At 73.0% G+C, this 11,626-nt stretch carries 12 protein-coding genes; 7 read left to right on the forward strand and 5 right to left on the reverse strand.

From position 1 onward, the window contains the following. Positions 1-58 precede the first annotated feature (58 nt). Positions 59-1,426: an MFS transporter gene (locus tag ACIPFH_RS33160; protein ID WP_401832331.1), complete on the forward strand. Its 1,368-nt coding sequence runs from the start codon at positions 59-61 to the stop codon at positions 1,424-1,426. Positions 1,427-1,516: 90 nt separating this feature from the next. Here ACIPFH_RS33160 and ACIPFH_RS33165 read toward each other — a convergent pair whose 3' ends face one another. Then, on the reverse strand, positions 1,517-1,945 hold the full coding sequence (locus tag ACIPFH_RS33165; RefSeq protein ID WP_401832333.1) for a VOC family protein: 429 nt from the start codon (positions 1,943-1,945) through the stop codon (positions 1,517-1,519). A 99-nt stretch (positions 1,946-2,044) separates the two neighbouring features. On the opposite strand from ACIPFH_RS33165, the gene ACIPFH_RS33170 reads away from it, so the two are divergent. Next, positions 2,045-2,953, forward strand: coding sequence for a pseudouridine-5'-phosphate glycosidase (locus tag ACIPFH_RS33170; RefSeq protein WP_401832335.1), 909 nt, complete (start codon positions 2,045-2,047; stop codon positions 2,951-2,953). A 46-nt stretch (positions 2,954-2,999) separates the two neighbouring features. Here the strand turns inward: ACIPFH_RS33170 and ACIPFH_RS33175 are convergent, their stop codons facing one another. Further along, complete coding sequence (locus tag ACIPFH_RS33175; RefSeq protein WP_401832666.1) at positions 3,000-3,362, reverse strand: hypothetical protein; 363 nt, start codon at positions 3,360-3,362, stop codon at positions 3,000-3,002. On the opposite strand from ACIPFH_RS33175, the gene ACIPFH_RS33180 reads away from it, so the two are divergent. Then, positions 3,262-4,260 (forward strand): carbohydrate kinase family protein, encoded by a 999-nt coding sequence (locus tag ACIPFH_RS33180; protein ID WP_401832337.1) that lies wholly within the window; start codon positions 3,262-3,264, stop codon positions 4,258-4,260. The two genes, ACIPFH_RS33175 and ACIPFH_RS33180, sit on opposite strands and share 101 nt — an antisense overlap. A 100-nt stretch (positions 4,261-4,360) precedes the next feature. Here the strand turns inward: ACIPFH_RS33180 and ACIPFH_RS33185 are convergent, their stop codons facing one another. Continuing rightward, positions 4,361-5,155, reverse strand: coding sequence for a class I SAM-dependent methyltransferase (locus ACIPFH_RS33185; protein WP_401832339.1), 795 nt, complete (start codon positions 5,153-5,155; stop codon positions 4,361-4,363). A 304-nt stretch (positions 5,156-5,459) separates the two neighbouring features. Here ACIPFH_RS33185 and ACIPFH_RS33190 point away from each other — a divergent pair, with 304 nt between their 5' ends. Next, on the forward strand, positions 5,460-6,587 hold the full coding sequence (locus tag ACIPFH_RS33190) for a magnesium and cobalt transport protein CorA (protein WP_401832342.1): 1,128 nt from the start codon (positions 5,460-5,462) through the stop codon (positions 6,585-6,587). 200 nt (positions 6,588-6,787) lie between these two features. Here the strand turns inward: ACIPFH_RS33190 and ACIPFH_RS33195 are convergent, their stop codons facing one another. Next, positions 6,788-7,222 carry a CBS domain-containing protein gene (locus ACIPFH_RS33195; protein ID WP_401832345.1) on the reverse strand — a complete coding sequence of 145 codons (435 nt, stop codon included), beginning with the start codon at positions 7,220-7,222 and terminating at the stop codon, positions 6,788-6,790. A 265-nt stretch (positions 7,223-7,487) separates the two neighbouring features. Beyond that, positions 7,488-8,129: a uridine kinase gene (locus ACIPFH_RS33200; RefSeq protein WP_401832347.1), complete on the reverse strand. Its 642-nt coding sequence runs from the start codon at positions 8,127-8,129 to the stop codon at positions 7,488-7,490. Positions 8,130-8,445: 316 nt separating this feature from the next. Here ACIPFH_RS33200 and ACIPFH_RS33205 point away from each other — a divergent pair, with 316 nt between their 5' ends. From ACIPFH_RS33205 to ACIPFH_RS33215, 3 genes are all read left to right on the forward strand, one after another. Continuing rightward, entirely contained in the window at positions 8,446-9,168 is a 723-nt protein-coding gene (locus ACIPFH_RS33205; protein WP_401832350.1) for a DUF2293 domain-containing protein, read from the forward strand. Between the two features lie 140 nt (positions 9,169-9,308). Next, positions 9,309-9,788, forward strand: a complete 480-nt coding sequence (locus ACIPFH_RS33210; RefSeq protein WP_401832352.1) for a DUF1772 domain-containing protein — start codon at positions 9,309-9,311, stop codon at positions 9,786-9,788. A 172-nt stretch (positions 9,789-9,960) separates the two neighbouring features. Continuing rightward, a complete protein-coding gene (locus ACIPFH_RS33215; RefSeq protein ID WP_401832643.1) occupies positions 9,961-11,448 on the forward strand; it encodes a glutamate synthase subunit beta in 1,488 nt (495 codons plus the stop codon). Positions 11,449-11,626 lie beyond the last annotated feature (178 nt).

The raw sequence follows: 11,626 nt of genomic DNA on the forward strand, positions 1-11,626 counted from the left end.
CGCCGGTGACCACATCCCCCGGTCGTCGGTCCGGCCCCGCGACGGTGCGGCGCGGTCCGTGACCGCCGTCGAGCGCGCCGCGTCCGCGCCCGTCGACGCCGCTTCTCTGCCCGCCCTGCGGCGCCGCACGACCGCGGTGCTGGTCGCGAGCCAGATCCTCGGCGGTCTCGGCGTCGCCACCGGCATCGCGCTGGCCGCCGTACTGGGCCGGCAGGTCAGCGGCACCGAGGCGCTGTCCGGGCTCGCACCCACCGCAACCGTCGCCGGTACAGCCGTGCTGTCCATGCCCATGGCCGCGCTGATGACCGCGCGCGGGCGCCGGCCGGGGCTGGTGCTGGCCTATCTCGTGGGCGCCCTGGGCGCCGGCCTCGTCGTGGCGGCGGCGCGGGCCGACAACTTCCCGTTGCTGCTGTGCGGCATGGCCGCCTTCGGCGCGGCCTCCTCGGCGAACCTCCAGGCCCGGTTCGCAGCCGCCGACCTGGCCGAACCGCACCGGCGTGCCCGGGCCATCTCGAACGTGGTGTGGGCGACCACCATCGGCGCGGTCCTGGGCCCGAACATCGCCGCGCCGGCCGGCCGGAGTGTCGCCGGACTCGGGATACCCGCGGCGGCGGGCTCCTTCCTGTGGGCTGCCGGGATCTTCGTCATCTCCGCGGTCCTGGTGGCCGTGCTGCTGCGCCCCGACCCCCTGCTGACGGCCCGCGCGCTCGCACCGGAGGAGGAGCGGTCCCCGGAAGCCCGTTCCCTGCGCGCCGGTCTGACCGCCGTCGCAGCCTCGCCCCGCGCGCGGCTCGCGCTCGTGACGGTGGCCGTGTCGCACACGGCGATGGTGTCGGTCATGTCGATGACCCCGCTCGACCTCGCCCACCATGGCGCGGGCATCGATCTGATCGGACTGGTCATCAGCGGGCACATCGCGGGCATGTACGCGTTCGCGCCGCTGATGGGACGGCTGGCGGACCGGGTGGGGCGGCTCTCGGTGGCGGGGCTCGCGGCCGGGCTCCTGGCCGTCGCGCTGTTCCTGGCGGGGACGGCGGGCGACAGCCACGGCCAGACCGCCGCCGGGCTGTTCGTGCTCGGGCTGGGCTGGTCGGCCGGGCTCGTGTCGGGTTCCGCGCTGCTGACGGACTCCGTGCCGCAGTCCGCGCGGGCCGCCGCCCAGGGGTTCTCCGACCTCACCATGAACACCTCGGCGGGGGTCGGCGGAGCGATCGCCGGGCTCGTGGTCGCGCAGGCGAGCTACGCATGGCTCAACGCCGCCGCGGCGAGTCTCCTCGTCCCGCTGGCCGCCCTGGTGCTGCTCACCCGCGGCAGGACCGGGAACGGGGGCGGGGAAGGGGAAGGGAACGGAGCCGGAGACGGAGGCGGAAACGGGGACTTGAACGGGACCGCTGCGGACAGCGCGCCAGAGGTAAGTCAGCCGTAGTCGCGTCAGTCGTGGTCGGGTCAGCCGGGCCCGTCCGTGGCGTCTGTCCCTCGTGGCACCTCCGTCGTGGTCGCGTCAGCCGTAGTCGCGTCAGTCGTAGTGCCGGGCCTCGATGACGTTGCCGTCGGGGTCGCGGAAGTAGAAGCTGCGCTTGGCCTCGCCGCGGGCGCCGAAGGAGCCCTGCGAGACGCCCGACACGGGGACGGCACGCTCCTCCAGACGGGCGCGGAGCGTGTCGAACTCGCCCTGCGGAAGGGCGAGGCAGACGTGGTTCACCGGGTGCCCCGCGCTCTCGGCGGCGCCGGGGAGCATCGTCATCCGCTCCGCCATCGACAGCGGCATCAGATCGAGGAGCGCCTCCTCGTTGACGCGTACGGAGGGAAACGGTTCCTCGCCGGCGGCGAACTCGGAGAGCCGGACGGGCTCCAGGCCTACGGCCTTCTCGTAGAAGTCGGCGGCGGCAACCGGGTCGCGCACCCAGAGGACGACGTGGTCGAGACGTGTCGTGTTGTCCTTCATACGTCCCAGGCTGGTGTCCTGGCCCACAGGCCGCAAGGGTTTGACCGGGCGCGTCGCCCGCCAGACATGAGGGGAGACCGACGGACAGGAGGCAGGCGCGTGGTGCTGGTGGTGTCGGAAGAGGTGCGGGACGCGGTCGACGCGCGTCGACCCGTGGTGGCCCTGGAGTCCACGATCATCTCGCACGGGCTGCCCCGCCCGCGCAACCTCCAGGTGGCGCGGGAACTGGAGGCTGTCGTGCGGGCGGGAGGCGCCGTACCGGCGACGATCGCCGTGCTGGACGGGCGGCCCCATGTGGGCCTGGACAAGGAGCAGCTGGAGCGGGTCGCCAACGAGGACGGCTTCCGCAAGCTGGGCCATCGCGACCTGCCGCTCGCCGTGGCCGCCGGGGCGAGCGGGGCGACCACGGTGTCGGCCACGGCGCTGCTGGCGGCGCGCGCGGGCGTGCGGGTGTTCGCGACGGGCGGGCTCGGCGGGGTGCACCGGCAGTGGACGGTCACCCAGGACGAGTCGGCCGACCTGGGGCTGCTGGCGAGCACCCGGATCACGGTGGTGTGCGCGGGGGTGAAGTCGATTCTGGACGTGCCGGCGACCCTGCAGCGGCTGGAGACGCTGGGCGTGGCCGTAGCCGGGTACGGCACCGACCGCTTCCCCGGGTTCTACCTGTCCGACTCGGGACACCCCGTGGACTGGACGGTAGAGAACCCGCGGCAGGTGGCGGATGTGATGCGGGCTCAGGACGCGCTCGGGGTGCCCGAGTCCGCGCTGATCGTCGCCAACCCGGTTCCCGAGGAGGAGCAGCTCGATCCCGAACTGCACGCGCGTGTGCTCGCCGACGCGCTGCACGCGTGCGAGGAGGCCGGCGTCACCGGCCAGGGCGTCACGCCGTTCCTCCTCGACCACCTGGTCCGGCACACCGACGGCGCGTCCCTGAGTGCCAACCTGGCGGCGGTGCGGGGCAACGTGCGGCTGGCGGCTCGGATCGCGACGGCGTGGGCCGAGGCATGACCGCCCGGCCGGACGGGTCGAACGGCGGCCACGGCGGTCACCACGGTCACGGCGGCGGCCCTGCTCGGGATTTGGGGGCAGACTCCGAGCCGAGGCCCAGGTCGGGCTCGCGACCAGGGTCGGGTTCGGGTTCGGGGTTGAGTTCGGGCTCGATGTCGGGCTCGGGGCCGGGGCCGGGCTCGATGTCGGGCTCGGGACCAGGGTCGGGTTCGGGGCCGGGGTCGATGTCGGGCTCGGGGCCGGGTTCAGGCTCGGGTTCGGGCTCGGGTTCGGGGTTGAGTTCGGGCCCGATGTCGGGGCCGGGGTCGATGTCGGGGCCGAGGCCGGGTGGAGTGGAGCCCGGGGCATCCGCGTCCGGGGGTTCGGGGAGCGGGGCGCTGCTGGTCGTCGGGGACGTCGTGACGGACATCGTCGCCCGGCATCGGGGGCCGCTGGCCTCGCGGACGGACACGGTCTCCGTGATCCGGACCCTGCCGGGCGGCGCGGGCGCCAACGTGGCGTGCTGGGCGGCCCATTGGGGGTGCGCGGACGTGCGGCTCCTCGGCCGGGTGGGCGCGGAGTCGGTGGCCTGGCACGAACGTGAACTGATCGCCTGCGGGGTACGGCCCCGCCTGGTCGTCGACCCGCAGGCGGCCACCGGGACGGTGATCTGTCTGGTCGACACGGGTGCCGCGGCCGAGCGCACGTTCCTCACCGACAGCGGCGCGTCCCTGCGGCTCGACCCCGGCGACTGGTCGGACGCTCTCCTGGACGGGGTCGGTCGGCTGCACCTGTCGGGCTACCTGCTGTTCTCGGAGTCCGGGCGGGCGCTGGTGGGCACGGCGTCGGCGTCGGCACGCGCGCGTGGAGTGCCGGTGAGCCTCGACCCGGCGTCGGCGGGCTTCCTCGTGGAACTGGGCGTCGACCGTTTCCTGTCCCTCGTCGAGGGAGTGGACGTGCTGCTGCCCAGCCATGACGAGGCCCGTCTGCTGACCGGGCTGCCCGACGGGGTGGGCGCGGCCGCCGAACTGAGCCGCCTCGTCCCGCTGGTGGTGTCCAAGCAGGGTGCCGACGGCGCGCTGGTGGCCCGCAACGGCAGCGTGCTCGCTCGTGTCCCCGCCGCTCCGGCGACGCCCCTGGACACCACGGGCGCCGGCGACGCCTTCACGGGGGCGTTCCTCGCCGCGCTGCTGGCGGGCGCCGACGCGGAGGCCGCCGCCGCCCAGGGTTGCCGGGCCGGGGCTCGGGCGGTGGAACGCCTGGGCGGCAGACCACCCGCACCGGGCGACTGCGCGGCGTCGGCGCCCGACAGGGCCCACGCCCACTGAGGGCACCGCATCGCGAAGGCCCCGCCGGGTGAGCTCCGACCCGTTCCTCCGCGAGCTGCCGCTTCCCCGGCTCCCCCCACGGCTCCCGCTCCCCTCCCCCTTACCCCTTGCGTCCCCACGCCGAGATCATCGGGGCCGTGGCCAGATCCATGCCGCCGGAGGCGACGTTCGCCAGATGCCGGTCGATGTCCTCGTCGGTCGCGAGGCCCGCTCCGACGAGTTCGCCGCGGATCTGGCGGACCGTCGCGGACTCCAGGGCCGCGCAGGCGGGTGAGGTGACGGGGAAGTAGGCGTCGGCCTCGACCCGGGACATCCCGGCCTCACGGAGCAGGCGCGGAAGCTTGCGGCCGTAGGAGAGGTCGGCGCCGCGGTCGGCGAGGAGCTTGCGGAAGCCGTGTCGCAGACGGTTCGCCAACTGCTGTTCGGGGCCGTGTTCGTCGAGGCAGAGCAGGGGCTGAAGGGCTGGGTCGGCGTCCTCGACCAGGAGCCTTCCGCCCGGTCGCAGCGCCTTGACCATCGAGCGCAGCGCCCGCTCCCGGTCCGGTACGTGGACCAGGACGAGCCGGGCGTGCACCAGGTCGAAGCCCTCCATCGGCGGCTCCTCGGTACCGAGGTCGTGGACGCGTACCTCGACCGGCGGGCGGGCGGCCGACGTCAGCCGGGAGGTGTCGATGTCCGTGGCCAGGACCTTGCCCGTGGGACCGACCTTCTTCGCCAGCCAGGACACCACGGAGGTACCCCCGGCGCCGGCCTCCCAGCAGCGCCAGCCTGCTCCGATCCCGAGCCCGTCGAGGTGGCGGAAGGTCGTGGCGTCGAAGAGGGCGGCGAAGGCGTCGAAGCGTTCCCCCGCCTCGGGCTGCCGGTTGTCGAGAAGGTACCCGTCGGATCGCGTCATGCGGCGATCATCCCAGTTGTCCCGCCTGCCGGAGGCTGTCGACGCGGCCGCGATCAGAGTGTGGGACAGCCCCGCCCGGACCGGGTCGGCGACGTCGGGAGTCCGCACCGGGACTCCGGGAGTCCGCATCGGGAAGGACGGGCCGCCGGACTCAGGAACACCCCGCGGTGCCCTCCGTCCACAGGCGGGAACAAAGCGGAACCTGCCCTTTCCACAGGCTTACCCCCGGCTCACGCGGGCCTGGCAGACTGGCGCGCCAGGACGCAGGAATGCGGCGCGCGGAGAATCACGCAAGGAGACCCAGATGACCATGGCAGGGAATCTGCGGAAGGTCACCGGCCTCGGAGGGGTCGTCGGCCTGCGCAGGGTGGCGCGGTTGGCCCGGCGGCGCCCGCGGGTCGACCTGAGTCATCCCGCCCGATCCCCGCTCGGTTCCTCGGTGGTGAACTGCGTGACGTACCGGGACGGCGTCCGCGCCCCGCACGGCGGTGATCTGGTAGACACGGTGCAGCGGGTGCGCAAGAACGGTCACGGTTTCGTGTGGCTCGGTCTGCACGAGCCGACGAACGAAGAGTTCGCGGGCATCGCCGAGCTCTTCGACCTGCATCCGCTGGCGGTCGAGGACGCCGTGGAGGCCCATCAGCGGCCGAAGGTCGAGCGGTACGGTGAGACGCTGTTCGCGGTGTTCAAGACGGTCTGCTACGTCGAGCACGAGGAGCTCACGGCGACCAGCGAAGTGGTCAACACCGGCGAGATCATGGTGTTCGTCGGCCGGGACTTCGTGATCACGGTGCGCCACGGACGGCACGGGTCGCTGGGTCCGCTGCGCGAGGAGCTGGAGTCCGATACGGCTCAGCTGGCCAAGGGACCGTCGGCGGTGCTGCACGCGGTCGCGGACCATGTGGTGGACGACTACCTCAACGTCATCGACGCCGTGCAGATGGACATCGACCAGGTCGAGACGGACGTCTTCGCGGCGAACGGCGCACGGGCGGATCCGGGGCGGATCTACCAGCTCAAGCGTGAACTCCTCGAGCTGAAGCGGGCGGTGGTGCCGCTCGGCCGTCCGCTCCTGGACCTCGCGGACCGGCCGGTCCGGGTGGTCGACCCGGAGATACAGGCGTACTTCCGGGACGTCTCCGACCATCTGCTGCGTGCCACGGAGCAGATCGCCGCCTTCGACGAGCTGCTCAACTCGATCCTGCAGGCGCACCTGGCGCAGGTCACGGTCGCGCAGAACGAGGACATGCGGAAGATCACGGCCTGGGCCGCGGTGATCGCCGTACCGACCATGGTCTGCGGCGTGTACGGCATGAACTTCGAAGACATGCCGGAGCTGCACTGGAGGTTCGGCTACCCCCTGGTCATCGGCGTGATATCCGTCGCCTGCTGGGTCCTGTACCGCGGCTTCAGGCGCAACGGCTGGCTCTGAGCGACGGCTTGTGTCCGGGCGACCGTCCCTGCTCCGAGCGACGGCTCGTGTCCGGGCGACCGTCCCGGCTCCGGGCGACCGGCCTTGCTCCGGGCGACCGGCCTTGCTCCGAGCGACCGCTCGTGTCCGGGCGACGCCCCCACGGGCGACCGCTCCTGCCCGGGCGACCGCTTCTTCTGCCCGGCCGACCGCCGCCGCCGTCAGTGGCGGGCGGGGCCGGACCTGGAGTAGACGTTCTCGGCCCAGGTGGCGAGCTGTTCCTCGGGCAGGTTCCGGGCGAGGTCGGCCTCGCTGATCATGCCCACCAGGCGCTTGTTGTCGATGACGGGCAGCCGCCGGATCTGGTGGTCCTGCATCTCCTGGAGCACCTCGCCGACGTCGGCGCCCGCGTCGATCCAGCGAGGCGTGCCCTGGGCCATCTCCCCCGCGGTGACCCTGGTGGGGTCGTGCCCCTTGGCCACGCAGCCGACCACGATGTCCCGGTCGGTGAGGATGCCGCAGAGCCGCTCGTTCTCGTCGCTGATGGGCAGCGCCCCCACGTTCAGCTCGCGCATCAGCTGGGCGGCGCGGTCGAGCGTCTCGTGGGCGGGGATCCACTGGGCGCCCCGGTGCATGATGTCTCCGGCGGTGGTCATGAGGTACCTCCCGGTGGCGGACGGCCGGCGCGGCGCGGAAGCACCGCTGGTCCCGGCGCACTTCATTCTCGCCGCCCCGCCGAGCACCCGCACCCGCACCCGGAGCGTTCGTAGGCCGGGCCCGGCATCCCGGCCCCACTCGGCATCCCGACCCACTCCGCACCCGACCCGGTCTGCATTTTCCGCCCCGTTGTTCCGCCCGTTCCGGCCCGTGTTCCGGCCCGGCGGCGGGACGGTGTCGTGCCGCCGGGCCGGCGTCGCGGGGTCAGCCGCTCCAGGCCGGATGGCGGGGGTCGTCCGCGCGGACGAGGACATCGGCCGCGGCGGCCGGATCGGTCTCCAGGGAATAGCGCTCGAAGGCGGGCAGCGTCCAGTGGTCGGCTTCGGGGGTTCGTCGGCGCAGGGCCGCCGGGGAGAGGAGGACGTGGACGGTCAGGTCGAAGGGAAACCAGTGCCGCAGAAGGAGGGGGCCGTGCAGCAGCAGGAAGCCGCCGGGCGGAAGTCGGACGTAGGAGCTGCGGGTCGCGCGATCGGTGACGGGGTCCCGGAGATCGGGCAGGATCCGTCCGTCGCCGCCCGGTTCGAGGGGATCGAACACCTCGCGCCACAGGGCGCCGGTGTCGAACCAGCCGTCATAGTAGGCCTCCGCATCGTGATGGCCGTACTCCAGGCGGAGGGAGGCGGAGCGCAGGAACCCGTGCGTGTCCACGACACGCGAAGGGCGGCCGCGGGCGTGCAGCGCCTCCGCGACACGCTCGGCGAGGTCTCCCGGACGGGCCGCCGGGGCGCCGTCGAAGGCGATGCGTGGCCAGGGGGTGCCGTCGTCCCGCTTCAGGTCGAGCAGCCGCTCGGCGAGGAGGTCGCCGAGCCGTTCCCAGGTGATCGCTTCGAGTCGCACACGGCCCATGATGCGTCAGGCCCCGGTCCGGACGCCTCGGCCTGGTGCCACCCGCGGGCGGCGAGGAGCCGCGGGAGGTGGCTCTCGCTGCGTGCGCGGGCCGCGTCGAGGGCCGAGGCGGAGGATCCGGGAACGGCCGAGACGAGTGAGGACGTATCCACCCCCTGGGAACCGCGGTGCCTCCGAGCTCCCGGTTTCCGGCTTCCGCGTTTCCGGTTTCCGGACTTCCGGGCTTCGGGTTTCCGGACTTCCGGACTTCCGGACTTCCGGGCAGGCGGGCAGGCGGGCATGTGCTGCCGCGCCCACCAGGGGGGATGAAGCTTCCATGACAGTCGCAGCCCTCACAACTCCCGCGCCTCGCACCGGACTTCTGGTCGTCCAGCCGCTCCGGCGGAAGTACTGCGCCGGGTGCCGCCGTGGGCCGCTGCCGATGCTGGTCCTGGAGGAGGCCGTCCCGCGCTGCCTCGACTGCGCCGACCTGGGGCACCTGGTGTTCGTGCCGCGTGGTGACACGGCGCTGACGCGCAGGTCGCGGGAGGAGAGCGGGCTGTCGGCGGTGGTGGTCCGGTTCAACCGGCGCAAGGGGCGATACGAGCGTCAGGGCGTCCTGGTCGAGGAGGCGGCGCTCGCTCGGGCCGAGGAACGGTGTCTGGCGGACGCCGAGGCCCGGCTGCGGCGCCGGACCAGGGATGCGCGACGCCGGGCGGCACAGGACGCGCGCTTCGCGGAGGCGTTCGCGGCGGAGATCCTGCGGCTGCTTCCCGGCTGCCCGGAGGACCGGGCGCGCGGGATCGCCGCACACGCCTCCCTGCGGGGCAGCGGCCGGGTGGGACGCAGCGCCGCCGGACGGGCGCTGTCCGAGGGCGCCGTCGTCAGCGCGGTCGTGGCGTCCGTACGGCATCTGGACACGCCGTACGACCGGCTGCTGATGAGTGGCGTGGCGCGGCACGAGGCTCGTCGGCGGATCGCGGCGGACGTGGAAGCCCGGATACGGGCGTGGCGGGAGAGGGAGAGGGAGGAGGAGGGGACGGACCAGGTGGTTCCGTAGCTCGGGCGACAGCCCGGTGGGACGTCCGCGCATGTCAGCGCGCGCTTCGGCCATGGTCACCGATCATGAACGGGTTTTCACTTGAGGTGGAGGAAGGTACCGGGCAAGATCTCCGCTCGAGGGTGGGAGTTGACATTGTCATGATCGATGGACCGTATCTGCTGCTCGCGATACTGGGCGCTCTGGTCACGGGGCTGATGGCCGGGGTCTTCTGTGCCTTCTCGGTCCTGGTGATGCGGGGGCTCGCCGCGCTGCCGCCCGCGCAGGGCGTCGCGGCGATGAACGCGATCAACTCCTCGGCGATGACACCGGCGTTCATGGTCCTGTTCCTCGGTGCGGCGGCGGTGTGCGCGGTGATCGCCGTGGTGACGTTCGTGCTGTGGCCCGACGACGGGGCGGTTCGCCTGCTGCTGGGCAGCGCGCTGTACCTGTGCGGCGCGTTCGGCGTGACCGTGACGGCCAACGTGCCGCGCAACGAGGCTCTGGCGAGGCTGGAGCCGGGCACGCCGGAGGCCGCCACGTACTGGCCGGTCTACGTGCGTCAGTGGACACGGTGGAACCATGTGCGCGCGGTCGCGTCCGCGGCCTCGGCGACCGTGTACGTCCTGGCCCTGGTCTGACCGGACACGGATCAGGACCCGGGCGTCCTGCCTCGGCATCGGACACCCGGAGGCCGTCCGGAGAAAGCGCTGTCGCCCACTCTGCGTGGGTGGCCGACGGGACGTATCGTGGCTCGAAGAGTGCCGCCCGATGACGCTCGGCCTGTCGTACGCGTACGCGAGGAAGACGCCCATGGCCGATCCCAAGGGATTCATGACCACCCCCCGCGAGGACTGGCCGCGCCGACCGGTCGAGGAGCGGGTGCGGGACTGGGACGAGGTGTACGTCCCCGGAGCGCTGCTGCCCATCGTCAGCAAACAGGCCGACCGGTGCATGGACTGCGGCGTCCCGTTCTGCCACGAGGCCTGTCCGCTCGGGAACCTGATCCCCGAGTGGAACGACCTGGTGTCCCGGGAGGACTGGCGGGCGGCGAGCGACCGGCTGCACGCGACGAACAACTTCCCCGAATTCACCGGCAGGTTGTGCCCGGCGCCGTGCGAGGCCGGATGCGTCCTCGCCATCAACCAGCCGGCCGTCACCATCAAGAACGTCGAGGCCGCCATCGCCGACCGGGCCTGGGCGGACGGTCTCACGCCGCCGCGACCGCCGGACCGGCTCTCCGGCAAGACGGTCGCGGTGATCGGCTCCGGACCCACCGGGCTGGCCGCGGCACAGCAGTTGACCAGGGCCGGGCACACGGTCGCCGTCTACGAGAAGGACGACCGGATCGGCGGACTGATGCGGTACGGGATCCCCTCCTTCAAGATGGAGAAGCACCACCTGGAGCGGCGGATCGAGCAGATGCGGGCCGAGGGCACGAAGTTCCGCACCTCCACCACCATCGGGCGGGACGTCATGGCCGCGGATCTGCGGGTCCGTTACGACGCCGTGGTGATCGCCACCGGGGCGACCGACTGGCGTGAACTACATGTTCCTGGGCGGGAGTTGACCGGCATCCAGCAGGCGATGGAGTACCTGCCGCTGGCCAACCGAGTCGGCGAGGGGGACCTGGAGTCGTCCCCGATGTCCGCCGCGGGAAAGCACGTCGTCATCGTCGGCGGCGGCGACACGGGCGCCGACTGTCTGGGCACGGCGGTGCGTGAGGGCGCCGCGTCCGTGACCCAGCTGGACATCTACGCGCAGCCCGGCGCGGAGCGCGACGAGGACACCGACCCCTGGCCGACGTATCCGAAGGTCTACCGGCTCTCGGCGGCGCACGAGGAGGCGCGCGATCTGGAGTCTGCGCCGGCGGCCGACGCGGACGCGCGGCTGTTCGCGGCGTCCACGCTCCGCTTCACCGGCGACGAGACCGGGCATGTGCGGTCGCTGCACCTCGTCGAGGTCGACGCGCGGCGCAGGCCGGTGGACGGCACCGCGCGGGCGCTCCCCGCCGACCTCGTGCTGCTCGCCCTCGGCTTCTCCGGGCCCGACCGGGAGGACGGTCTCGTCGAGCAGCTCGGGGTGACACTGGCGCCCCGCGGCACGATCGCCCGGGACGGCGACTTCGCGACGAACGTCCCCGGCGTGTTCGCCGCGGGGGACGCGGCGCGCGGACAGTCGCTGATCGTGTGGGCGATCGCGGAGGGCCGGGCGGTGGCGTCCGCCGTCGACCGCCACCTGACGGGGACCTCACGGCTGCCGAGGCCGATAGGGCCGTACGACCGGCCGATGAGCGTCTAGCCGGAACAACCGGAGGGTGCGTGCCAGCCGGAACATCAAGGCCGGGCACGCGGGCCGGAACACGCAAGGCGGCGCATCCGGGCATCCGGGCATCCGGGCATCCGGGCATCCGGGCATCCGGGCATCCGGGCATCCGGGCATCCGGGCATCCGGGCATCCGGGCATCCGGGCATCCGGG

Source organism: Streptomyces sp. NPDC088157 (genome assembly GCF_044741545.1).
Lineage (GTDB): Bacteria > Actinomycetota > Actinomycetes > Streptomycetales > Streptomycetaceae > Streptomyces.